This window comes from Frigidibacter sp., from assembly GCF_030695035.1.
Classification (GTDB): domain Bacteria; phylum Pseudomonadota; class Alphaproteobacteria; order Rhodobacterales; family Rhodobacteraceae; genus Frigidibacter.
In genome coordinates this window covers 37,879-59,326 of the sequence record NZ_JAUYTT010000019.1, presented here as the reverse complement: position 1 = coordinate 59,326, position 21,448 = coordinate 37,879, and the positions used below count along the sequence as shown (strand labels likewise).

Genomic DNA, 21,448 nt, shown 5'->3' with positions numbered 1-21,448 from the left:
GAATCGGACCGGCGCCCTTGCGTCCGTGTTAGCGGCGCCCCGCGCCATGAGGAGCACCCCGTGCCGCACACCATTGCCCTGGTGGATGACGACCGCAACATCCTGACCAGCGTCTCCATGACCCTGGAGCAGGAAGGTTTCACCGTCCGCACCTTCACCGACGGGGAAAGCGCATTGCAGGGGCTGATGGCCCGGCCGGCGGACCTCGCGGTGCTCGATATCAAGATGCCGCGCATGGATGGGATGGAGCTGCTGCAGCGCCTCCGCCAGCGCAGCGCCATGCCGGTGATCTTCCTGACCAGCAAGGATGACGAGCTGGATGAGCTGATGGGCCTCCGACTCGGCGCGGATGACTACATCACCAAGCCGTTCAGCCAGCGCCTGCTGCTGGAGCGTATCCGCGCCCTGCTGCGCCGCAACGAGGCCGGCCGCGCCGAGGGCAGCGGCACGCCGGCCGGCGGCATCATCGCCCGCGGCGACCTGGTGCTGGATGAGACGAAGCACACCTGCATGTGGAAGGGAAAGCAGGTGCAGCTGACGGTCACGGAATTCCTGCTGGTGAAGGCGCTGGCCGTGCGCCCCGGCATGGTGAAGAACCGCGACCAGCTGATCGACGGCGCCTATGGCGAGAACATCTATGTCGATGACCGCACCATCGACAGCCATGTGAAGCGCGTGCGGAAGAAGTTCCGCGCGGTGGATGACGATTTCCAGCAGATCGAGACGCTGTACGGGCTGGGCTATCGCTACAAGGAAGCCTGAGGAGATCCTTGAGCTCGGTCGTGCCGCAGGCACGCCAAGGGCGTGACGACGAGGCCTCGGGCCTCGGGACGATGCTCCGAATGGCTACGCGGCGTCAGCCGCGCGGCCACCTTCGGTGCGCGCGTCAAAGATACCGCCGCAGTGCGGGAAGCGCCTGTTCGACGCAGGCGCGGCCCTCGGCGATGGCCTCTCGCCCCCGGTGGAAATCCATCAGCGCCATGTCGCGCAGCCGGGGCAGCAGCAGCACATGCGGCGGCTCCCCGGCCAGCCGGGTGCGGGTGATCTGGTCCTGCATGATGTTGATGGAATTGGCCAGCACGTCGAAATAGCCGGGGCTGGCCAGGCCGTTCCGGGCGCCGCCATTCGGAAATAGCCGCGCCCCCAGCGCCTCCGCCTGGTCCCGCAGCGCCGCGGGAAGCTGGGCCAGGGCCCGGGCCATGCCCTCCCCGCCCGGGCCCGGCGACGACGAGGGCGACGGCGTGGGCGTGGGCGTGGGCGTGGGCGGGGTGGTCTCGAAGCGCCGGCCAACCAGGTCCCCGTTCAGGTTGACGGCGATGATGACATCCGCCCCCAGCGCCCGGCAGACCGAGACCGGCACCGGGTTGCACAGCCCGCCATCCACCAGCCACTTGCCGTCCCGCAGCACCGGGCTGAACAGGCCAGGCAGGGCGGCGGAGGCGCGCACCGCCTCATGCATCGGGCCGGACTGCAGCCAGATCTCCCGCCCGGTGGCGAGTTCCGTCGCCACCGCGGCGAAGCGAAGCGGCTGGCTCTCGATCGGGCCGGCGAGGCCCAGGCCGTTCAGGAAGCCCAGCAGTTCCTTGCCTTCGATCAGCCCGCCGCCGGTCAGCCGCACATCCAGCAGGCCGACAATCTCCCGCCAGGTCGCCGCCTCCACCCATTCCCGCAGCTTCGCCAGGTGGCCGGCCGAATGGGCGGCACCGACCAGGGCGCCGATCGAGGTGCCGCAGACGATGTCGGGGGCGATGCCGGCTTCCGCCAGCGCGTCGAGCACGCCGATATGCGCCCAGCCACGCGCGGAGCCGCTGCCGAGGGCAATGCCGAGCCGGGGACGCGCCATGTCAGCCGGCCGCGCCGCAGCCAGGGGTGAGGGAGCGCGCCGCCGCGCCGGTCTCCAGTTCCGCGCCCGCCATGTCCGGCATCCCGTATCATCCGGGTGCGAGGCTAGCCCGCCTTCAGGGCACCCCGAAATACCCCGCGAACTGTTCCCGCAGCTTCGTCTTCAGGATCTTGCCGGTCGCCGTGTGGGGGATTTCCTCCACCACCACGACATCATCAGGCAGCCACCATTTCGCGACATGCGGCGCCAGATGCGCCACCATCCCCTCCCGCGTCACCGTCCGGCCGGGCTTCGCCACCACCACCAGCAGCGGCCGCTCATCCCATTTCGGATGGCGGGCGGCGACCACGGCGGCTTCCGCCACATCCGGGTGGCCCATCGCCAGGTTTTCCAGCGCGATGGAGGAAATCCATTCGCCGCCGGACTTGATCACGTCCTTGGTGCGGTCGGTGATGTGCATGTAGCCGGCAGGATCGATGGTCGCGACATCGCCCGTCTCGAACCAGCCATCTTCCGTCAGCGCATCCCCGGTGCGGAAATAGCCGCGCGTGACGGTGGGACCGCGCACCTGGAGGTTGCCGAAGGTGGCGCCGTCCCAGGGCTTCTCCACACCATCATCGCCGACGATCCGCATATCCACCGTGAAGGGGGGGAATCCCTGGGTTTCCTGCAGATCCAGCACACCCTCCGCATCCCGTCCCGCCACTTCCGGCTTCACGCCGCAGATGGTGCCGATCGGGCTGGTCTCGGTCATGCCCCAGGCGTGGACCACATGGATGCCGCGCTGTTCGAAGGCGCTGGTCAGGGCGCGCGGGCAGGCGGAACCGCCGATCACCACGCGCTTCAGGGTGGTGAGTTCGCTGCCCGTCGCCTCCATATGCTGCAACAGGCCGAGCCAGACGGTGGGCACGGCGGCGGTGAAGGTGACGCCTTCCGCCTGCATCAGCGCGTGCAGCGAAGGCCCGTCCAGCTTCGGCCCGGGCAGCACCAGCCCGGCGCCCGTGAGCGGCGCGACGAAGGGCAGGCACCAGCCATTCGCGTGGAACATCGGCACCACCGGCATCACCCGGTCCATCGCCGAAAGCCCCATCATGTCCGGCGCCGCCACCGCCAGCGCGTGCAGCAGGTTGGAGCGGTGCGAATACAGCACCCCCTTCGGCTCCCCGGTGGTGCCGGAGGTGTAGCAGAGGCCGGCGGCGGCATTCTCCTCACCGGGCAGCCAGGCGAAGTCGCCATCGGCCTCGGCCAGCCAGCTTTCGTAATCCACCGCGCCGGGCAGGCTGGTGGCGGGCATGTGGGCCGCGTCGGTCATGACCACGTAGCGGGTGATATGCGGCAGTTTCGCCGCGATGCCCTCCGCCAGCGCCACGAAGGACAGGTCCAGAAACATCAGACGGCTTTCGGCGTGGTTCAGGATCCAGGCGATCTGGTCCGGGAACAGGCGCGGGTTCAGCGTGTGGTAGATGGCCCCCGCCCCGGTGATGCCGTACCAGGCCTCGATATGCCGCCAGGTGTTCCAGGCCAGCGTCGCCACGCGGTCACCGGGCTGCACCCCCTCCCGCACCAGGCGCTGCGCCAGGGCGAGCGAGCGGCGGCGCAGGGTGGCGTAGTCCGTGCGATGCATCGGCCCTTCCACGCTGCGGCTGGCAATGGTCCGGCCGCCATGGTGGCGGGCGGCGTGGTCGATCAGCCGGTGGATCCGAAGCGGCCAGTCCTGCATCAGCCCGAGCATCGCGTTCCCCCTGGTTCTTGCCGGTAAGTCTTGGCCCTTCGCGGCCGCCATGCAACGGCCATGGCCTTGCGGCAGGCTGCCGCGTTACCTTCCCGCAAGCAGCCTCAGGAAATCCCAGACCCATGCCCGATGCGGGCGGTGCCCCCCCTCCCCCCGTCACGGAAAAGCGGCGCCGGCGCTGGCTCTCGCCGCTGCTGCGCCGCATCCTGCTGATGAACGCCCTGCCGCCGGCCCTGCTGGCGGCCACGCTGCTGTATCTCGACCAGTACCAGAACGGACTGCTGGCGGCCGAGGTCGAGTCGCTCCGCACCCAGGCGCGCATCTATGCCGCCGCGATCGGGGAGGCTGCCGCCCGCCCGCGCGACGACCGCACCATCCTGGTGCCGGAAGCCGCCCGTCCGCTGCTGCGCCGCCTGGTGGAGCCATCGCCCAACACCCAGGCCCGGCTGTTCGATAATACCGGCCTGCTGGTGGCCGACAGCCGCGTGCGCGAAGGCCCCGGCGGCGCCATCGTGACGGAACCCCTGCCCCCGCCGGAGCCGCGCGACGCCTTCGCCGGCACCATCGCCGGCATCTATGAACGGGTGCTGACCATCCTGCCGCGTGGCGCGCAGGACCAGATGCTGGTGGATGTGAACCCCAACGCCCCGTCCTTCGACTGGCAGCCCGAATTCGGCGGCACCGACAGGACCGGAACTGACAGGACCGGAACCGATCGGCGGGAGGAGCTGCGCCTGGCGCTGGAGGGCGGCGTGCGCCCCTACATCCGCCGCACCGCGGATGGCCGCCTGCTGGTCTCGGTCGCCGAACCCGCGCGCAGCGGCGCCGCTTCCGTCGGCATCGTGCTGCTGACGCGGGAAGCGCGGGAGGTGGATGCGCGGCTGCTGGATATCCGCGTCTCCGTGCTGGCGCTGTTCTCGCTCGCGCTGATCCTGACGGTGCTGCTGTCGCTGTATCTGTCGCGCACCATCGCGACGCCGATCCTGCAACTCGCCAGCGCCGCCGCCGCGATGCGCGAAGGCGAGGGCCGTGGCGGCAGCGTGCCGCCCCCCCTGCTGCGGCGGGAGGATGAGATCGGCGTGCTGGCGCGAGACCTGCAGACCGCCGCGCGCGCGCTGTGGGCGCGGATCGACGCCAATGAGCGTTTCGCGGCGGATGTGGCGCATGAGCTGCGCAACCCGCTGACCAGCGTGCGGTCGGCCATCGAGACACTGCGCCGCATCGAGGACCCGGTGAAGCAGCGCCGCCTGCTCGCCATCATCTCCGACGACGCAGTGCGGATGGACCGGCTGATCAACGACATCGCCGACAGTTCAAGGGTGGATGCCGAGCTGTCGCGCACCATCGCCACGCCGGTCGATATCGCGCCCATCCTCGGTGCGCTGGGCGAGCTGCACGCCGCGACGCGGGAGGAGGAGGACCCGACGCTGGAGATCGAGGCGCCGGCCGAAGGCCTGGTGGTGCGCGGTGTGGAGGGGCGGCTGGTGCAGGTATTCCGCAACCTGATCGGCAACGCCATCTCCTTCAGCCCGAAGGGCGGGCATGTGGTGATGCGGGCGCGCAATGTGGGGCAGATGGTGGAGTTCATCGTCGAGGATGAGGGGCCAGGCATCCCCGATGCCAAGCTGGAATCGATCTTCGACCGCTTCTACAGCGAACGCCCGACCGGGGAGCGGTTCGGCCAGCATTCCGGCCTTGGCCTGTCCATCTCGAAGCAGATCGTCGAGGGGTTGCGCGGGCGCATCGCGGCGGAGAACCGGCGCGATGCCAGCGGCGCCATCCTGGGCGCCCGCTTCATCGTCCGGCTGCCGGCGAAGTAAGAGGCGGCGAAACAAGCAAGGCAGGGCGCGCCGCGGGGTTCCAGGGGATGCCGGCCGCCGCCAGGGACGCCGCCAGCATGTCCCGGTCCAGCCGTGCATGCCGCACCAGGAGGTTCACGTACAGGCCGACGAAATCCGGGCCGTGGTCGCCAGGCCTGCCATCATCCCGGTCGGCCAGGGCGTGGGCGACCTCGTGCAGCAGCACCCAGCTCGGCAATTCCTCCGGCGCCTCGATCGCCAGGCGGCTGCCGGTGGCCAGGGTGGCGCGGGTGGCCTTGCGGGGGCGGATGCGCGGCGGCCAGCGCAGGCCTTCCGCCGCCCAGACATGGTCGATGATCGCCTGCATCTGCGCGAAGGGCACGCGGGATTTGTCCAGCGGCGCCACCACCCGATCCTCCCAGGCATAGACGCGGCGGGCGTCCGCTTTCATCCGCGCGGCAGCACGCGCCGCCCGGCGCCGGCGCCCACCGGCCGTTCCAGGCTGACCCGCCCACCCGCCGCCTGCCCATGGCGATAGGCGCCACGGTCGGAGACGCGCCGCGTGGTGGAGCGTGACCGCAGGCGGATGCCGAGGTCGCGGAAGGCGTCCTCGATCCGCCGTTCCTTCGCCACCACCAAGGCGGTCCCGGTTGCCCCGGGCTGCTGTGCCGCGGCCTCCGCCGCCTCCCGGTGCTCGGCGATCTCGTCCAGCCGGGCGGAGACGCGCTCGGCGAAGCCGTAGCGGAAGCTGCGGAGGCGCTGCTGCGGCGCCTGGCGGCTGCGGCGGTAGGCCTCGCTGGCGCGAAACGCCGCTTCCTCATGGTCCACCGCGCCGGCCACCAGATGCAGCAGGTACTCGCCCATCAGCACATCCGGCTCCAGCCCGAACAGCACCAGATTGCCACGGCCATTGGTCCAGCCACGGGTGCCGGTCAGGCGGATCACCGCCATGAAGATGATGGCCACCGCCTGCAGGCGCGGCCCGGTGATGGTGACCTGGCGCTGGAGGCAGGCCTCCTGCCGCAGCTCCACCTCGGACATGGTGAGGCCATAGACCTCCAGCAGCTCGCCGACCTTCTGCGCGGCGATCAGCGCCTCGGCCTCGGAACAGCCACGGTCGATGGTCTTGGCGGCGAGGGCGCGGATGCGGCCCTTCACCTTCTCCAACTCCGTCTGCTGGCTCATCCGCGCTGTCCCATGCGGCCGGGACATAGCGCGGCGAGGGCCAGGCCGGAAAGCGCGTTCCCTACAGCGCGCCGCCCTTGCGGCCCGCCATGGCGCCCAGCCGCAGCCGCAGCGCGTTCAGCTTGATGAAGCCCTGGGCATCGAACTGGTCATAGGCGCCCTGGTCGTCCTCGAAGGTCACGTGCTTCATCGAATACAGGCTGTTCGGCGACTGCCGGCCGGTGACGATGGTGTTGCCCTTGTACAGCTTCAGGCGAACCGTGCCGGTCACGCTGTGCTGGCTCTCATCGATCAGCGCCTGCAGCATCCGGCGCTCGGGGGCGAACCAGAAGCCGTTGTAGATGATCTCCGCATAGCGCGGCATCAGGCTGTCCTTGAGGTGGCAGGCCTCGCGGTCCAGCGTGATGCTTTCCATGGCGCGATGCGCCGTGTGCAGGATGGTGCCGCCCGGCGTCTCGTAGCAGCCGCGGGACTTCATGCCGACGAAGCGGTTTTCCACCAGGTCGAGCCGGCCGATGCCGTTCTCCTTGCCCAGCGCGTTCAGCTTGGTCAGCAGCGTGGCCGGGGACATGCGCTCCCCATTGATGCCGACCGCGTCGCCGCGCTCGAACTCGATGGTGATTTCCGTGACCTTGTCAGGCGCGTCCACCGGGCTGACGGTGCGCTGCCAGACCATCTCATCCGGCGCGTCCCACGGCTCCTCCAGGATTTTTCCTTCCGAGGAGGAATGCAGCAGGTTGGCGTCCACGCTGAACGGCGATTCGCCGCGCTTGTCCTTGGCGATCGGGATCTGGTGCTGCTCGGCGAAGGCGATGAGCTGCTCGCGCGAGCGCAGGTCCCATTCGCGCCAGGGCGCAATCACCACGACGTCGGGCTTCAGCGCATAGGCGGTCAGCTCGAAGCGGACCTGGTCGTTGCCCTTGCCGGTGGCGCCATGCGAGACGGCGTCGGCGCCGAGCTTCTCGGCGATCTCGATCAGCTTCTTGGCGATCAGCGGCCGCGCGATCGAGGTTCCCAGCAGATAGACGCCCTCATAGGCGGCGTTGGCCCGGAACATCGGGAACACGTAGTCGCGAACGAACTCCTCGCGCAGATCCTCGATGAAGATGTTCTCGGGCTTGATGCCGAGCAGCAGCGCCTTGTCGCGCGCCGGTCCTAGCTCCTCGCCCTGGCCGAGATCGGCGGTGAAGGTGATGACCTCGCAGCCATAGGTGATCTGCAGCCACTTTAGAATGATCGACGTATCCAAGCCGCCGGAATAGGCGAGCACGACCTTGTTCACGGATTTATCGGTCATCTTGATCATCTTCCCGCTGCTGCGCATGCCGGCCACGCGGGCCGCTTTTCGAACGCAATGGCGCACTATCCCAGCCCCGGTGGCGACGCAATCGGAACCTTCTGATCGGTCGCGCGTCCTCGCGTGATGGATCGGTGTTGATGACGCCGGCTCATTGACGTTTGGACACCCTCCCCATCTTGCAGTCGCGCGTCCGGGGGATAGGCTCTCGGGACGCGGCGTGAAACCTAGACACCGACTCGGAGGCTGAATGCCGAATCGTCCTGTTCTGGACTTCTGGTATGAGTTCGCATCGCCCTATTCGTTCCTGAGCGCGCTGAGGATCGAGCCGTTGGCGGAGGCCGCCGGCGTGACCCTGCGCTGGCGCCCGTTTCTGCTCGGGCCGATTTTCGCTGCCCAGGGCTTGTCGACCTCGCCGTTTGCTCTTTACCCCAGCAAGGGCCGCTACATGTGGCGCGATGTCGAGCGCCGGGCCGGACGCAACGGACTTTCGCTGGTCAAGCCTGAGACCTTTCCCCAGAACTCGCTGATCGCGGCGCGCCTGGCGCTGGCAGGGCGCGAGGCCGGCTGGATGCCGGCCTTTTCGAAGGCCTTGTTCAGGGCGGCGTTCGGGGAGGGTCGCAACATCGCCGAGGAGGCCGTCCTGAATGCGGCCCTGAAAGAGGCCGGCGCCGATCCGGGGGTCGCCTTTCCGGCCTCGCGCAGCGAGGACGTCAAGGGCCGGCTGCGCGCCGAGATCGAATACGCCAAGTCGATCGGCATCTTCGGCGGGCCGACCTTCGTCACTGATGACGGTGAGCTGTTCTGGGGCGACGACCGGCTGGAAGAAGCGCTGGACTGGGCCAGGCACGGCCGCTGAAGCGATCAGGGGCTGGCGCTGCCGCCGCCCGTCGGCCGCGCCCAGGGGCCCCGGGCGGCTGGGTCGATGCCCGCCGCCGATTCCGCCACCATGGTCTGCAGGTCCTGCCGCTCGGCGACGCGCGGGGGATGCGGCGGCATCGCCGGCATCCGGCCACCGGCGGTCTGGACCAGCGCCTGCACGCGCTTGGTCACCGAAGGGTGGGTCGAGAACAGGTCGGCGAAATCGTCCGGGTCGTTTTCGAAGCACATGTCCATCACGCCCGACGGCACGCCCTCGATGTCGGCGCGACCGGCGATCTTGAGCAGGGCCGAGATCATCGCATCCGGGTTCTTGGTCAGTTCGACGGCCCCCGCATCGGCGAGGTACTCCCGCGAGCGTGACAGCGACAGGCGGATGACCACGGCCAGGAACCAGGCCAGCGCGATCACGGCGAAGCCGATCAGGATCGCGATCGCGCCACCCTTCTTCGAATCGTCCGAGGACATTCGGAGGCGGCTGCGCGACAGGCCGCGGAAGATGATCTCGCCGACGAGCGAGATGACGCCGGCGATGACGACGGCGATGATCATCAGCCGGACATCGCCATTGCGGATATGGGTCAGCTCATGCGCCAGCACGGCCTCGACCTCGGCGTCGTTGAGCTGCGCCAGCAGGCCGCTCGTCACCGTCACCGTAAACTGCTTGTCGTTCACGCCGCTGGCGAAGGCGTTCAGCGCCTCGCTCTCGACGATGGCGAGCTTGGGGACGGTCAGGCCGCGCGAGATGCACAGGTTCTCCAGCATCCGGTAGAGCTTGGGATTGTCCTCGCGGGTCAGGCCTTTGGCGCCGGACACGGCGCCGATGAGCCCGACATTGATGCGAAAGCCGATGAAGACCCAGGCGCCGGCCGCCAGCGTGGTGAAGGGCAGCCAGTTCCAGAAGGTCCGGCCGGCCTGCGCATAGGCGGTCGTCCCGCGCGGCACCCCGCCATAGCCGTAGCCCACCAGCAGCAGGCCCCAGACCGTGACATAGACGAGGAGGAACAGGCCGGCGATCAGGAAACCCGACCTGATCCGGTTGTTGCGCATGTGGCTATAGAGCCCGAAGGCCTGGCCCAGCATCGCAGCCGCCCCGTTCGCCGCCTGCGGCGTCGCCTCAGAACTTCACGCTCGGCGCCACCTCAATCTGGGCCCGCGTGGTTTCGCCGACATCGAAGAATTCGCGCTGGCTGAAGCCCATCTGCGGCGCGAAGAGCACGGCCGGGAAGGCCTGGATCGCGGCATTGAACTCGCTGACGGCGTTGTTGAAGAAGCGCCGCGCCGCGGCGAGCTTGTCCTCGACATTGCCGAGATCGACCTGGAGCTGCTGGAAATTGGCACTCGCCTTGAGGTCGGGATAGGCCTCGCCCAGTGCCAGCAGCCGCCCGACCGCGCCGGACAATTGCTGCTCGGCCGCCGCCTTGTCATGGACGCTGGACGCACCCTGCGCGGCGTTGCGCGCCGAAATCACCGCATCCAATGTCGTCTTCTCATGCGTAGCGTAGCCCTTCACCGTCTCGACGAGATTGGGGATCAGGTCGTGGCGCTGCTTCAGCTGCACGTCGATGTCGGCGAAAGCCTGGTTGACGCGCTGCCGCATCGCCACGAGGCCGTTATAGGTCATGATCAGATAGACGGCGATCGCGGCGATCAGCCCCAAGACAACCCAGCCCATGGCATACTCCTCAAGCGCAGGCGAAATCCGGTGCGCAACCTCGCATGAAGGATCGCGCTGGGGAAGCGCTGAAGGATCTGGCCGGTCGCGTGACCGCCGCGACGACTTAGTCCCCGCTGTAGCGCTCTTCCGACCAAGCTGAGGCCTCGCCCATCGCCCTTGCCCTCGCGCCCCGTTTCCACTACATCGCGCCTGTCCGATAAGGCCGTGATCGATCACAGCCGGGGGCGGCCTTTTCGGCCGGCTCCCGTTTCGTGTTTGGGGCGGATCGTTCGGATGCGGATGTAAAACCGGCGGCCTAGCGCCGTTCGTCGTCCCGGCGCTGTGATGCGCGGGGTGGCGGACCAGCCTCTCAGGAGGCGCCGACGGGAGCATCCGGCCTGCAACACCAACCCAATCGGGCGCTTGCCGGACATCCGCGGGATACGCGGCCGGCGTCAGGAGAATGCATGTCAGCCGTAGAAAGCTTTTCGGGCCGCGAGGATTTCGCCGCCCTTCTCGAGGAATCCTTCGGTCAGAACGAAGCCCTCGAAGGTTCCGTCATCAAGGGCATCGTCGTCGCCATCGAAAAAGACATGGCGATCATCGATGTCGGTCTGAAGACGGAAGGGCGCGTCGCGCTCAAGGAATTCAACGGCCCCGGCCGTGACCAGGACATCAAGGTCGGCGACGAGGTCGAGGTCTATCTGGACCGGATCGAGAACGCGCTCGGCGAAGCCGTCATCTCGCGCGACAAGGCTCGTCGTGAAGAGAGCTGGGTCAAGCTCGAGAAGGCCTTCGAGGCTCGCGAGAAGGTCTCGGGCGTCATCTTCAACACCGTCAAGGGCGGCTACACCGTCGATCTCGACGGCGCCGTGGCCTTCCTGCCGCGTTCGCAGGTCGACATCCGTCCGATCCGCGACGTCGGCCCGCTGATGGGCCAGCCGCAGCCCTTCGAGATCCTCAAGATGGATCGCCGCCGCGGCAACATCGTCGTGTCGCGCCGCACCGTGCTCGAAGAGACCCGCGCCGAGGCTCGTTCCGAGCTGGTCGCCTCGCTCGAAGAGGGCCAGGTCATCGACGGCGTCGTCAAGAACATCACCGAATACGGTGCGTTCGTGGATCTGGGCGGCATCGACGGCCTGCTCCATGTCACCGACATGGCCTGGCGTCGCGTCAACCATCCGTCCGAGGTCGTGACCATCGGCCAGACGGTCAAGGTCAAGATCATCAAGATCAACCAGGACACGCACCGCATCTCGCTCGGCATTAAGCAGCTGCTTGCTGACCCGTGGGATGGCATCGCAGCGCGTTACCCGGTCGGCGCGCGCCTCAAGGGTCGCGTCACCAACATCACGGACTACGGCGCGTTCGTCGAAGTGGAGCCGGGCATCGAGGGCCTCATCCACGTCTCCGAGATGTCCTGGACCAAGAAGAACGTCCACCCCGGCAAGATCGTCTCGACCTCGCAGGAAGTCGACGTCGCGATCCTCGAGGTCGATCAGGTCAAGCGCCGTATCTCGCTGGGCCTCAAGCAGACCCTGCGCAACCCCTGGGAGGTCTTCGCGGAGACCCATCCGAGCGGTTCGACGGTCGAGGGCGAGGTCAAGAACAAGACCGAGTTCGGCCTGTTCCTGGGTCTCGAAGGCGACATCGACGGCATGATCCATCTCTCGGATCTCGACTGGAACCGTCCGGGCGAGCAGGTCATCGAGGAATACAAGAAGGGCGACATGCTGCAGGCTGTCGTTCTCGATGTGGACGTCGAGAAGGAGCGCATCTCGCTCGGCCTGAAGCAGCTCGGCGGCGATCCCTTCGTGGATGCCGGCGAGTTCAAGAAGGGCCAGGTCGTCACCTGTGAGGTGATCGAGGTCAAGGAAGCCGGTCTGGACGTCAAGATCGCCGGCACCGACATGACCACCTTCATCAAGCGCGCCGAAATCGCGCGTGAGCGGTCCGAGCAGCGCCCCGAGCGCTTCGCGGCCGGCGAGAAGGTCGACGCCCGCGTCATCCTGTTCGACAAGAAGGCGCGCAAGATCCAGGTCTCGATCAAGGCTCTGGAAATGGCGGAAGAGAAGGAAGCGATGGCGCAGTTCGGCTCCGCCGATTCCGGCGCTTCGCTTGGCGACATCCTCGGCGCCGCCCTCAAGAAGGCGACCACCGACAAGAAGTGATCGTTCGGCCGCGCAAGCGGCCGGATATCTCGACCAGCCCGCGCGGAGAAATCCGCGCGGGCTTTTGTTTCGGGCCCCCTTGTCATCCCGGGGCGGCCCGCAGGGCCGAACCCGGAACCCATGACCGGGCGCGCCCCGATCGCCGCGGCTGGGACACGCTCGCCCGGTCGTGGGTTCCGGGTTCTTCGCTGACGCGAAGCCCCGGAATGACACGCTGAATCTGGCCCATGAGATAGGAAGCCACCATGACGCCCGCCGCCATCGGCATCGATTTCGGGACGACCAACAGCGTCGTCGCGCTCGCCAACGCCAATGGCTCGGTGACGACGCGCTCCTTTGCCACCAGGCAGGGCGCGGTCGATGCCTATCGCTCGGCGCTGATGTTCTGGCGCGAAGGGCGCCCGCCCGCGACGAGCATCGCCCATGTTAGCGGGCCGGACGCGCTCGACATGGCCCTGGGGATGACGACCGAGCACCGCTTCCTGCAATCGCTCAAGACGCATCTCTCCAGCCGCGCCTTCCAGGAGACGCGGCTGTTCGGCAAGCTCTTCAAGCTGGAGGACCTGATCGGTGTCTTCCTGTCGGACATCGCGGCCGGGCTCGACGGTCTCGCCGAGACGCCGCTGGTGTCGGGCCGGCCGGTGGTCTTCGCCGGCGAGCGCCCCGACGAGGAGCTGGCGCTGGGCCGGCTGAAGGCGTCCTACGCCAAGGCCGGCATGCCGCAGGTCGACTTCGCCTATGAGCCGCTCGGCGCTGCCTACTGGTATGCCCGCGACCTGAAGCAGCCGCAGACCATGCTCGTCGCCGATTTCGGCGGCGGCACCAGCGACTTCTCGGTGATGCGCTTCGAGCCCGGCGGGGCAGGGCGGCTGGAGGCGATTCCGCTCTCCCATGCCGGCGTCGGCGTGGCCGGAGACACCTTCGACTACCGCATCATCGAGCACGCGATCTCGCCCGCGCTCGGAAAGGGCACCGATTACCGCTCCTTCGAGAAGCTGCTGCCGATCCCGGCGCATTACCATGCTGCCTTCGCGCAATGGCACCGGCTGTCGCTGATGAAGAGCCGCGAAACCATGGCCGAGCTCAAGGCGCTCATCCGGGACGCGGTCGAGCCCGCCAAGCTCGAGGATCTGCTGACCGTGATCGAATACGACCTCGGCTACGAGCTCTACCGCGCCGTCTCCGCGGCCAAGATCGCGCTCTCGGGCGCCGGCGAGACCGTGCTCCGCTTCAACCAGATGGGCATTGCGCTCGAGCGCACGATCACCCGTGCCGATTTCGATGGTTGGATCGCCGCCGATGTCGCCGCCATCGAGACCGCGCTCGACCGGGCGCTGTCAGAGGCCAAGGTCGCGCCGGAGGCGATCGAGGCCGTGTTCATGACCGGCGGGACCTCGCATGTCCCGGCCGTCAGGGCCCTGTTCGACCGCCGCTTCGGCGCCGGGCGCATCCATATCGGCGACGCCTTCCGCTCGGTTGCGAGCGGGCTCGCCCTGCTCGCGCTCGACCGCACGCGCGCCTGCGTCGCGGCCTGATCGGCGGGCCTCGCCTTGCCCCAGCGCCGGTGCGGGGCTACATCACGGGCGCCGGGTCGTGATGGCGGATCGGAACATCTGGTTCCCGCCTCGCCATGATCTCGAACACGAAGCCGACAGGAGCGCCTTGATGTCGTCCGATGCCGATCTGCTCGCCGATCGCCGCAGCCTGCGCCGCAAGGTGACGCTCTGGCGCCTTCTCGCGGTCGTCGGCGTCATCGGTGCCGCCATCGTCGCAGGCCTCGCCTGGACGGGGCGGGCTCCAGGCTCCCTGTCGCAGGCGCACATCGCCCGGGTGACGATTTCGGGTTTCATCTCCGGCGACCGGCGCACTCTCGATCTGATCAAGTCGCTCGAAGACAGCCGTGCCGCTGCGGTCGTTGTCCGCATCGACAGCCCGGGCGGCACCGTCAGCGGGTCCGAGGCGCTCTACGACGCCTTGCGCCGCCTTGCCGCGAAGAAGCCGATGGTCGCGGTCGTCGACGGGCTGGCGGCGTCGGGCGGCTACATCGCGGCGATCGGCGCCGACCGGATCGTGGCGCGCCAGACCTCGCTCGTCGGCTCGATTGGCGTCCTTTTCCAGATCCCCAATGTGGGACAGCTGCTGGACACGGTCGGCGTCAAGGTCGAGTCGATCAAGTCCAGCCCTCTCAAGGCGGCACCCAGCGGGTTCGAGCCGACCTCGCCGGAAGCGCGGGCGGCGCTGCAGCGCGTCGTCGATGACAATTACGACTGGTTCAAGCGCGTGGTGCAGGAGCGCCGCAAGCTGGCCGCCGCCGACGTTACGACGGTGTCCGACGGGCGTGTTCATACCGGTCGCCAGGCGGCTGCCCTCAAACTCGTCGACGAGATCGGCGGGGAGCCGGAAGCGATCGCCTGGCTGGAGCGCGAGAAGGGGGTCGCGAAGGGCTTGCGGGTGCGCGATTGGCGTCGCGCCAGTGAATCCTCATCCTATGGGCTGTGGAGCGCCAGCGAGGCGCTGGCCCGCGCCGCAGGCCTCGACACGCTGGCGGCGATCCTTGCCCGAGCCGCCGATCAGCCTCTCGGTTTGCGGCTTGACGCGCCCATGGCGCTCTGGCAGCCTGCCCTCGAAAAATGATGTCGATACAAGCGGTTAGATTGCAACGATGATTAAATCAGAACTCGTTCAACGCATCGCCGAGCGCAATGGGCATCTCTATCAGCGCGACATCGAAAACATCGTCACGGCGATCCTCGACGAAATCGTCAAGGCGCTGTCGCGCGGGGACCGCGTCGAGCTGAGAGGTTTCGGGGCCTTTTCGCGCAAGGCGCGGTCCGCCCGCGTCGGCCGCAATCCGCGCACGGGCGATGCGGTCGAGGTCGAGGAGAAATTCGTCCCAGTCTTCAAGACGGGCAAGGAATTGCGGCTCCGGCTGAACGATAAGGCCTGATCGTCCCAGCCGTCGTTTCGAGCTTTCTGCTGTGGAGCAGGCTCAGGGGAACGCCTGCTCGCCGCCGGTCGAGCGATCGCAAAGAGGAATCCCGATGAAATCCTTCTTCAAGGCCTTGGTCCTGGTGCCGATCGCTCTCGCGATCGTGCTGTTTGCCGTCGCCAACCGCGCGCCGGTCCGGGTGTCCTTCGATCCGATCAGCCGCGATGCTCCGCTCTTCGCCTTCGACGTGCCGCTCTTTGCCGTCGTGCTCGCGGCGCTCGCCGTCGGCGTGCTGATCGGCGGGCTGGCCGCATGGCTGGCCCAGGGCAAGCATCGCAAGGCGGCCCGCCGCAACCGGCGCGAAGCCGAAGTACTCCGCTCGGAGGCGCAGATGCTGCGCTCGGCCGTTCCCGATTCCGCCCTGCCGGCGCTGACCAACGGGCGCATGTGATGCGGCTGTTCGGTCCGGCCGAGATCGACGCGGCGCTGAGCTTCCCCGGGCTGATCGACACGCTGGCAGAAGCCTTTCGCGGCAACGCGGTCGTGCCGCCGCGCGCCCATCATCGCATCGAGCGCCCGGGCGAGGAGGCGATCCTGCTGGTCATGCCGGCCTGGAGCGCGCCTGATGCGGAGCGTCCCTATATCGGCACCAAGATCGTCTCGGTGTTCTTCGGCAATGGTGCGCGCAACCTGCCGGGCGTGATGGGCGCCTATCTGTTGATGGACGGCCGCACCGGCGAGCCGCTGGCCGTGATGGATGGCAACCGCCTGACGCTCTGGCGCACGGCTGCGGCCTCCGCGCTGGCTTCGCGCTATCTCGCCAACCCGACTGCGAGCAAGATGCTGATGGTCGGGGCGGGCGGCCTTGCTCCCTTCCTCATCAAGGCCCATCGCGCGGTGCGGCCATTGACCGATATCGCGATCTGGGCGCGGCGGCCCGAAGCGGCGGAGGTCGTCGCCGCCCAACTTGTCAGTGAAGGAATCGAGGCCCGCGCCGTGACCGATCTCGAGGGCGAGGCGCGCACCGCAGACATCATTTCCTGCGCCACCAATGCGACGCAGCCGCTGATCCACGGTCACTGGCTCAAGCGCGACGCCCATCTCGATCTGGTCGGCGCCTTCACCATGCAGATGCGGGAAGCCGACGCGAATGCGCTGGAACGCGCGCGCGTGGTGGTGGATTCCGAAAAGGCGATCGACGAGGGCGGTGATGTCGCGATCGGGATCGAAGAGGGCAGCTATGCCGCCGAGCGGGTCGCGGGCACGCTGACCGATCTCTGCAATGGCCTAATCCCCGGCCACGCCGAAGACGGCGAGATCACGATGTTCAAATCGGTCGGTATGTCGCTCGAAGATCTCGTGGCCGCGATGGCCGTCTGGGAGAACCGCGTTTCGGTGTGACGGCGCGCAAGCGCCCTCACCGCCGCAGACGCGCGCTCAGACGCGCATCGGGGCGCCGCCCAGCACGCCCAGGAACCAGAGCACCAGCAGGACGACGAGCACCAGACCGAGCGCGCCGCCGAGCCCGGCCGTGCCATAGGAGCGATGGCCATAATAGCCGCCGCCGCCGAGCAGCAGCACGACGAGAAGTACGATGACGAGCGTGGACATGGCGGAAGTCCTTCTGTGTCGCATCGCGATGTCGATGCGACCTGTTGCAGAAGGAAACGTGGCGGCAGGCCGCCGGTTCCCCCTGGCAGCCCTTGGGCATGCGAAAGACTGATGGGCGGCAAAACCGGCTCCGGGCACTGACCACGGCCAGCGGCCGGATCGGCCGTGTCCGTTCAGTCGACCTTGACCCCGATCTCCTTGATCAGGTCGCCCCATTTCTTCATCTCGGCCTGAAGGAAGGCTGCGAGTTCCGCGGACGTTCCGCCGACGGGCTCGGCGGCGAGATTGTCCATCTTGGCGCGCAGTGCCGGGTCGGCGAGGCCGGCCTTGGTGTCGGCCTGGATCTTGTCGATGATCGCCTGCGGGGTCTTGGCCGGCGCAAACAGGGCAAACCAAGACGACACGTCGAAGCCCGGCACCGTTTCCGCGATCGGCGCGAATTCGGGCGCGGCGGCCGAGCGCTTTGCCGTCGTAATTCCCAGCCCCTTGATCGAACCCGCCCGGACATGCGGCAGTGCCTGGGTGATGTTGTCGAAGATCAGGTCGATGCGTCCGCCGATCAGGTCCTGCGTCGCCTGTGCGGTGCCGCGATAGGGCACATGCACCATCTTCGTGCCGGTGAGCTTCTGGAACAGCTCGCCCGAAAGATGCACGGAGGTGCCGATCCCCGACGAACCGTAGCTCAGCTTGCCCGGATTGGCCTTGGCATAGGCGACCAGCTCCGCGACCGAATTGACCGGCAGGTCCTTGTTGACGACGAGCAGATTGGGCACCAGCGCGACCATGGTGATCGGCGCCAGGTCCTTGATGGGATCGTAGTTGAGCTTGGCGTAGAGATACTGGTTCGTCGCCAGCCCGACCGAGACGATCAGCAACGTATCGCCGTTCGGCTCGGCCTTGGCGACGGCGTCAGTGCCGATATTGCCGCCGGCGCCGGCCCGGTTCTCGACGACGAAGTTGGTGCCCCAGGTCTGGCCGAGCTTGTCGGCGACGAGGCGGCCGAGCACGTCGGTCGCGCCGGCCGGCGGGAACGGCACGACCAGCTTGAGCGTGCGGCCCTGCGGCCAGGGGGCCTGTGCGTAACCGGCGGCCGGAGCCAGAAGCGCGGTCGCTCCCAGGCCACCGAGCAGGGCGCGGCGGTCGATCGAAAATGACGTCATGGCTGGTATCCTTCCCCCGGGTCGCAGCGGGTCGTGAGCGGATCGACCCGTGTTGTGGTCGCGAGGCTGCCGCCTCGAGGTCGGCTTGTCCATCGTCAAATCGTCGACCGCGCTTGACCGCAGGCAGCGGCCCGGCCGATTCTCCGATCATGGTATACTTGAATCGCCCGAGGCTCGCCGCCACCCTGCTCCTGATCGGGGCGCTGCTGCCGCTCGCGGCATGTCTGCCGACGGCGGTCCGCGCGCAATCGACCGCCGATGAGGAAGCGAAACGCCGCGCCGCCAACATCGCCGCCTATCCGGATGCCGCGCGGGCCCTCTTCGGTCAGAAGAGCGCCCCGGCGAGCATGCAGGCGCGCGCGATCGGCTCCTATGCACGGGGCTGCCTGGCGGGCGCGACCGCGCTGCCGGTGGACGGGCCGAGCTGGCAGGTGATGCGGCTCAATCGCAACCGGAACTGGGGGCACCCGGTCCTGATCGACTATCTTGAGGACCTCGCCCGCGACGTGCCCAGGATCACGGGCTGGCCCGGGTTGCTGGTCGGCGACATCTCGCAGCCGCGCGGCGGACCGATGCTGACCGGCCATGCCTCTCACCAGATCGGTCTCGACGCCGATATCTGGCTTACCCCGATGCCGCGCGCCCGGCTCGACCGCGAGGCGCGCGAGAACATGCCCGCCGTCAATATGGCCCGGGCCGACTGGCGCGACGTCGATCCCAGGCATTGGACGCCGGCCCACACCCGGCTGATCAAGGCTGCCGCGAGCGAGCCGCGCGTCGAGCGGATCTTCGTCAACCCGGCCCTCAAGGTCGCGCTCTGCCGCGATCCCAGCGCCGACCGCGCATGGCTGAACAAGGTCCGGCCGATCTGGGGCCACAACTATCACTTCCACATCCGCATGAGCTGTCCGGCCGGCATGGCCAGTTGCAGTGGACAGGAGCCGCCGAATTTCGGCGATGGCTGCGGCCAGGAACTGACGGACTGGATCGAGCGTCAGCGCGCCGCGCTCTTCGCCCCGCCCAAGCCGCCGCGAACGGGCCCCGCACCGAAACCCAAGCCGCCGATGTCGCTCGACGCGCTACCGGATGAATGCCGCCAGGTTCTGGTGTCGCGCTGAATCCGGCGTTCAGCGTCGCAGGCTGGTCCGCCCCGAACTGTACGCGAAGGGGTCGCGCTGCGGCGTGATGGCGGGCTGGGCCTGGTCGTAGCCCTCCTGATCGAGAACGCCGGTTCCCTCGTCGTCTCCCAGGATGACCTCCTCGGTCGGCGGCATCGCGCCGGGCAACATCAGAGGTCCGCGCTGTTCGCTGGGCAGGGCCTGGGTCTCGTTCAGCCGGTTCGCGCGGGGCTGGTTCAGCGGCTTGCCGTCATACTCTTCCAGGAAGCGTCGCTGGCTCTCGAGGCCCTGTCCGGCATGGTTGGCGACCGGGTATCCACCGGCAACCGACCCCGGCGGCCGCATGCCGCCTGCGGGCTGGCGTAGCAGCGCGCCACCGGCAACCATCGCGGGTGCGCCGTCGCGCAGGCTCGGCTGCGCCATCGAGTAGGGGCGCGCCGGGTCGGGCGGCGGCAGATTGTAGTTCGGCGTATACTTGATCACCGGCTTGCAGATGCGTCGCCCCTTGGAGTGCCGCGCCAGGTCGATATGAAAATGGTCGTAGTGGAACATGTCCGCGCCCGGGCCGAGCACGGTCGAGAAATGCTCGCAGGCGCCCACGAAGATCTCGCGCAGGAAGTTCTGCTCCTCGGGCGAGCCGCGCCAGCCATCCTTCACCGTGACGTTTCGGCCGTCGTTGAGGCGGAAGGAGAACACGTCCACGGCGTTGCCGAAGGCATGCTCGGAGGTGCGGCTGGTGCCTGTGCCGTTGTTCATCGCGCGGCAGGAGTAGGAGCCGGCCCGCATCTCGATGACCTGCGCGCCGAGCACGTTCTGCGCCGCCGGCTGCACCACCTCGGCCAGCCACCTGTCGGTGGTCGCGACGATGGGGCAGGCGAGCGTGGCGTTGCTGGTCAGGCCGATGCCGCCATTGGCGAAGGCCGCGACCTTGAGCGGCTTCTCCATGCCGCAGGTGCCTGGCCCTTCGATCGGCTTGCCGCGCAGGCTGACATAGGCCGAGAGTTGCACCTGGCGTGCCGACAGGCAGGCGGCTTCCGCCTGATCGCGCCAGGCGGCGCGCTGCGGCTTCTGGAACTGGCCGCAGCCGGCCAGGCCCGATCCGAGCAGGCCAAGGGCGATGAGGGCGAGATGAGCGCGTCGCATGACCGATCAAATGCGACCCGCTTCGTGAACGGTTTCTCAACCGAGTGAGCCCGCGGCGACACAGCCGGATTAACTTTGGCGCCGCAGTTAACGCCTCCTTAACGCGCGGCCTGCGCCTGTCCGAAGGTCACGGCATGCATCATCCGGCCAGGCAGCAGCGTGAAGGCGCCGGCGATCACGAGCCCCAGGACCAGGCCTGCCATGGCCGATGCATGGGCTTTGATGTTGCCCCTGCGACGCGAGATCACGGCATAGGGCAAGCTGACGAGGGTGAGCAGCGTCAGCAGGTGGATCAGGCTGAAATGGCCGTTGCGCGTGATGAACAGCGAGGTCAGGGCCACGACGGCCATCGCCGGCACGAAAAGCCAGCCGATGCGTTGGTGCAGGATGGTGCCTTTTGGCAGCGCCGCCACGGCGAGCCCCGCCAGCACCGCCGCCAGCGCTGCAGTAACATGCGCCTGGATGACGGGCGAGGCGGCGGCCAGGGGCGCGAGGGTGGGCATCGGATCGACCATCGAATGCAGATTTCGTTCGCATTCCTCCCGCGCTGGCGCGGCGTCAAGCCCCGCCGCTGCCGAGCCGGGCTGCGAGCCCCGTTCAGCGCATCCCGACATGATCGAAACGTCGCTGGCGAAGGCGCGGACGCTTATGCGACAGAGCCGTGGGAGCCGCAGCTCCAGCAGGGAGATCCGCCCATGACGGGCAAGGCGCGTTTCATCTTCCCCATCCTGATGGCGGGCATCATGGCCTTCCTGATGACGGCGCTGGTGACCTGGCTCAATCTCGGCCTGCCGCCGGATTTCATTCGCCATTGGCTTGCCGCCTTCGCCATCGCCTGGCCCTGCGCCGCCGCCACCGCCTTCGTCGCCATTCCCGTCGCGCGCCGCGCCACCGGGCTGATCATCCGCGTCATCGGAGAGTGAT

22 protein-coding genes are annotated in these 21,448 nt (G+C 68.1%); 11 read left to right on the top strand and 11 right to left on the bottom strand.

Features of this window, described 5'->3' with window-relative positions; translation table 11 throughout:
- The first annotated feature begins 60 nt into the window (after window positions 1-60).
- On the top strand, window positions 61-762 hold the full coding sequence (locus tag Q8S30_RS17315) for a response regulator transcription factor (protein WP_304813343.1): 702 nt from the start codon (window positions 61-63) through the stop codon (window positions 760-762).
- Window positions 763-886: 124 nt separating this feature from the next.
- Here the strand turns inward: Q8S30_RS17315 and Q8S30_RS17310 are convergent, their stop codons facing one another.
- Window positions 887-1,843 carry a patatin-like phospholipase family protein gene (locus tag Q8S30_RS17310; RefSeq protein WP_305667275.1) on the bottom strand — a complete coding sequence of 319 codons (957 nt, stop codon included), beginning with the start codon at window positions 1,841-1,843 and terminating at the stop codon, window positions 887-889.
- 115 nt (window positions 1,844-1,958) lie between these two features.
- A complete protein-coding gene (locus Q8S30_RS17305) occupies window positions 1,959-3,563 on the bottom strand; it encodes a long-chain-fatty-acid--CoA ligase (protein WP_305667274.1) in 1,605 nt (534 codons plus the stop codon).
- Between the two features lie 134 nt (window positions 3,564-3,697).
- Here Q8S30_RS17305 and Q8S30_RS17300 point away from each other — a divergent pair, with 134 nt between their 5' ends.
- A complete protein-coding gene (locus tag Q8S30_RS17300) occupies window positions 3,698-5,395 on the top strand; it encodes a stimulus-sensing domain-containing protein (protein WP_305667273.1) in 1,698 nt (565 codons plus the stop codon).
- Here the strand turns inward: Q8S30_RS17300 and Q8S30_RS17295 are convergent.
- The 3 genes from Q8S30_RS17295 to Q8S30_RS17285 all read right to left on the bottom strand — a co-directional run bounded on the left by Q8S30_RS17295 (window position 5,370) and on the right by Q8S30_RS17285 (window position 7,856).
- Window positions 5,370-5,825: a hypothetical protein gene (locus tag Q8S30_RS17295; protein WP_304813339.1), complete on the bottom strand. Its 456-nt coding sequence runs from the start codon at window positions 5,823-5,825 to the stop codon at window positions 5,370-5,372. The genes Q8S30_RS17300 and Q8S30_RS17295 overlap by 26 nt on opposite strands.
- A complete protein-coding gene (locus Q8S30_RS17290) occupies window positions 5,822-6,559 on the bottom strand; it encodes a DUF2786 domain-containing protein (protein WP_305667272.1) in 738 nt (245 codons plus the stop codon). Before Q8S30_RS17290 ends, Q8S30_RS17295 begins: the two co-directional genes overlap by 4 nt.
- Before the next feature lie 61 nt (window positions 6,560-6,620).
- Window positions 6,621-7,856 (bottom strand): argininosuccinate synthase, encoded by a 1,236-nt coding sequence (locus Q8S30_RS17285; protein ID WP_305667271.1) that lies wholly within the window; start codon window positions 7,854-7,856, stop codon window positions 6,621-6,623.
- 250 nt (window positions 7,857-8,106) lie between these two features.
- Here Q8S30_RS17285 and Q8S30_RS17280 point away from each other — a divergent pair, with 250 nt between their 5' ends.
- On the top strand, window positions 8,107-8,715 hold the full coding sequence (locus Q8S30_RS17280; RefSeq protein ID WP_305667270.1) for a 2-hydroxychromene-2-carboxylate isomerase: 609 nt from the start codon (window positions 8,107-8,109) through the stop codon (window positions 8,713-8,715).
- 5 nt (window positions 8,716-8,720) lie between these two features.
- Here Q8S30_RS17280 and Q8S30_RS17275 read toward each other — a convergent pair whose 3' ends face one another.
- Together Q8S30_RS17275 and Q8S30_RS17270 are read right to left on the bottom strand one after the other, a co-directional pair.
- Window positions 8,721-9,818: a M48 family metallopeptidase gene (locus Q8S30_RS17275; protein ID WP_305667269.1), complete on the bottom strand. Its 1,098-nt coding sequence runs from the start codon at window positions 9,816-9,818 to the stop codon at window positions 8,721-8,723.
- 34 nt (window positions 9,819-9,852) lie between these two features.
- Entirely contained in the window at window positions 9,853-10,410 is a 558-nt protein-coding gene (locus Q8S30_RS17270) for a LemA family protein (protein ID WP_305667268.1), read from the bottom strand.
- Window positions 10,411-10,859: 449 nt separating this feature from the next.
- Here Q8S30_RS17270 and rpsA point away from each other — a divergent pair, with 449 nt between their 5' ends.
- From rpsA to Q8S30_RS17240, 6 genes are all read left to right on the top strand, one after another.
- Complete coding sequence (rpsA, locus tag Q8S30_RS17265; protein ID WP_305667267.1) at window positions 10,860-12,563, top strand: 30S ribosomal protein S1; 1,704 nt, start codon at window positions 10,860-10,862, stop codon at window positions 12,561-12,563.
- A 245-nt stretch (window positions 12,564-12,808) separates the two neighbouring features.
- Window positions 12,809-14,098 (top strand): Hsp70 family protein, encoded by a 1,290-nt coding sequence (locus Q8S30_RS17260; RefSeq protein ID WP_305667266.1) that lies wholly within the window; start codon window positions 12,809-12,811, stop codon window positions 14,096-14,098.
- Between the two features lie 130 nt (window positions 14,099-14,228).
- Window positions 14,229-15,197 (top strand): signal peptide peptidase SppA, encoded by a 969-nt coding sequence (gene sppA / locus Q8S30_RS17255; protein ID WP_305667265.1) that lies wholly within the window; start codon window positions 14,229-14,231, stop codon window positions 15,195-15,197.
- A 28-nt stretch (window positions 15,198-15,225) separates the two neighbouring features.
- Window positions 15,226-15,510: an integration host factor subunit beta gene (ihfB, locus tag Q8S30_RS17250; RefSeq protein WP_305667264.1), complete on the top strand. Its 285-nt coding sequence runs from the start codon at window positions 15,226-15,228 to the stop codon at window positions 15,508-15,510.
- 94 nt (window positions 15,511-15,604) lie between these two features.
- Window positions 15,605-15,943, top strand: a complete 339-nt coding sequence (locus tag Q8S30_RS17245; protein ID WP_305667263.1) for a LapA family protein — start codon at window positions 15,605-15,607, stop codon at window positions 15,941-15,943.
- Complete coding sequence (locus tag Q8S30_RS17240) at window positions 15,943-16,893, top strand: ornithine cyclodeaminase family protein (RefSeq protein ID WP_305667262.1); 951 nt, start codon at window positions 15,943-15,945, stop codon at window positions 16,891-16,893. Before Q8S30_RS17245 ends, Q8S30_RS17240 begins: the two co-directional genes overlap by 1 nt.
- A 36-nt stretch (window positions 16,894-16,929) precedes the next feature.
- Here Q8S30_RS17240 and Q8S30_RS17235 read toward each other — a convergent pair whose 3' ends face one another.
- Window positions 16,930-17,103 carry a DUF3309 family protein gene (locus Q8S30_RS17235; RefSeq protein WP_305667261.1) on the bottom strand — a complete coding sequence of 58 codons (174 nt, stop codon included), beginning with the start codon at window positions 17,101-17,103 and terminating at the stop codon, window positions 16,930-16,932.
- A gap of 173 nt (window positions 17,104-17,276) precedes the next feature.
- Window positions 17,277-18,263: a tripartite tricarboxylate transporter substrate binding protein gene (locus Q8S30_RS17230; RefSeq protein ID WP_305667260.1), complete on the bottom strand. Its 987-nt coding sequence runs from the start codon at window positions 18,261-18,263 to the stop codon at window positions 17,277-17,279.
- Between the two features lie 149 nt (window positions 18,264-18,412).
- Between Q8S30_RS17230 and mepA the strand changes: the two genes are divergently transcribed.
- The gene (gene mepA, locus Q8S30_RS17225; protein ID WP_305667259.1) at window positions 18,413-19,381 is read left to right on the top strand and encodes a penicillin-insensitive murein endopeptidase; all 969 of its coding nucleotides are present in this window, start codon (window positions 18,413-18,415) and stop codon (window positions 19,379-19,381) included.
- A 9-nt stretch (window positions 19,382-19,390) separates the two neighbouring features.
- Here the strand turns inward: mepA and Q8S30_RS17220 are convergent, their stop codons facing one another.
- The gene (locus Q8S30_RS17220) at window positions 19,391-20,524 is read right to left on the bottom strand and encodes an extensin family protein (protein WP_305667258.1); all 1,134 of its coding nucleotides are present in this window, start codon (window positions 20,522-20,524) and stop codon (window positions 19,391-19,393) included.
- 98 nt (window positions 20,525-20,622) lie between these two features.
- The gene (locus Q8S30_RS17215) at window positions 20,623-21,039 is read right to left on the bottom strand and encodes a DUF2306 domain-containing protein (protein ID WP_305667257.1); all 417 of its coding nucleotides are present in this window, start codon (window positions 21,037-21,039) and stop codon (window positions 20,623-20,625) included.
- Window positions 21,040-21,219: 180 nt separating this feature from the next.
- On the opposite strand from Q8S30_RS17215, the gene Q8S30_RS17210 reads away from it, so the two are divergent.
- On the top strand, window positions 21,220-21,447 hold the full coding sequence (locus tag Q8S30_RS17210; protein ID WP_305667256.1) for a DUF2798 domain-containing protein: 228 nt from the start codon (window positions 21,220-21,222) through the stop codon (window positions 21,445-21,447).
- Window position 21,448 lies beyond the last annotated feature (1 nt).

Coding starts and splice junctions, on each gene's coding strand:
- Q8S30_RS17295 (WP_304813339.1), bottom strand. CDS start 5,825: ATGAAAGCGGACGCCCGCCGCGTCTATGCCTGGGAGGATCGGGTGGTG.
- Q8S30_RS17305 (WP_305667274.1), bottom strand. CDS start 3,563: ATGCAGGACTGGCCGCTTCGGATCCACCGGCTGATCGACCACGCCGCC.
- Q8S30_RS17310 (WP_305667275.1), bottom strand. CDS start 1,843: ATGGCGCGTCCCCGGCTCGGCATTGCCCTCGGCAGCGGCTCCGCGCGT.
- Q8S30_RS17215 (WP_305667257.1), bottom strand. CDS start 21,039: ATGGTCGATCCGATGCCCACCCTCGCGCCCCTGGCCGCCGCCTCGCCC.
- sppA (WP_305667265.1), top strand. CDS start 14,229: ATGTCGTCCGATGCCGATCTGCTCGCCGATCGCCGCAGCCTGCGCCGC.
- Q8S30_RS17285 (WP_305667271.1), bottom strand. CDS start 7,856: ATGACCGATAAATCCGTGAACAAGGTCGTGCTCGCCTATTCCGGCGGC.
- Q8S30_RS17210 (WP_305667256.1), top strand. CDS start 21,220: ATGACGGGCAAGGCGCGTTTCATCTTCCCCATCCTGATGGCGGGCATC.
- Q8S30_RS17270 (WP_305667268.1), bottom strand. CDS start 10,410: ATGGGCTGGGTTGTCTTGGGGCTGATCGCCGCGATCGCCGTCTATCTG.
- Q8S30_RS17280 (WP_305667270.1), top strand. CDS start 8,107: ATGCCGAATCGTCCTGTTCTGGACTTCTGGTATGAGTTCGCATCGCCC.
- Q8S30_RS17235 (WP_305667261.1), bottom strand. CDS start 17,103: ATGTCCACGCTCGTCATCGTACTTCTCGTCGTGCTGCTGCTCGGCGGC.
- Q8S30_RS17290 (WP_305667272.1), bottom strand. CDS start 6,559: ATGAGCCAGCAGACGGAGTTGGAGAAGGTGAAGGGCCGCATCCGCGCC.
- Q8S30_RS17260 (WP_305667266.1), top strand. CDS start 12,809: ATGACGCCCGCCGCCATCGGCATCGATTTCGGGACGACCAACAGCGTC.
- Q8S30_RS17300 (WP_305667273.1), top strand. CDS start 3,698: ATGCCCGATGCGGGCGGTGCCCCCCCTCCCCCCGTCACGGAAAAGCGG.
- Q8S30_RS17240 (WP_305667262.1), top strand. CDS start 15,943: ATGCGGCTGTTCGGTCCGGCCGAGATCGACGCGGCGCTGAGCTTCCCC.
- rpsA (WP_305667267.1), top strand. CDS start 10,860: ATGTCAGCCGTAGAAAGCTTTTCGGGCCGCGAGGATTTCGCCGCCCTT.
- Q8S30_RS17245 (WP_305667263.1), top strand. CDS start 15,605: ATGAAATCCTTCTTCAAGGCCTTGGTCCTGGTGCCGATCGCTCTCGCG.
- Q8S30_RS17220 (WP_305667258.1), bottom strand. CDS start 20,524: ATGCGACGCGCTCATCTCGCCCTCATCGCCCTTGGCCTGCTCGGATCG.
- mepA (WP_305667259.1), top strand. CDS start 18,413: ATGGTATACTTGAATCGCCCGAGGCTCGCCGCCACCCTGCTCCTGATC.
- ihfB (WP_305667264.1), top strand. CDS start 15,226: ATGATTAAATCAGAACTCGTTCAACGCATCGCCGAGCGCAATGGGCAT.
- Q8S30_RS17275 (WP_305667269.1), bottom strand. CDS start 9,818: ATGCTGGGCCAGGCCTTCGGGCTCTATAGCCACATGCGCAACAACCGG.
- Q8S30_RS17230 (WP_305667260.1), bottom strand. CDS start 18,263: ATGACGTCATTTTCGATCGACCGCCGCGCCCTGCTCGGTGGCCTGGGA.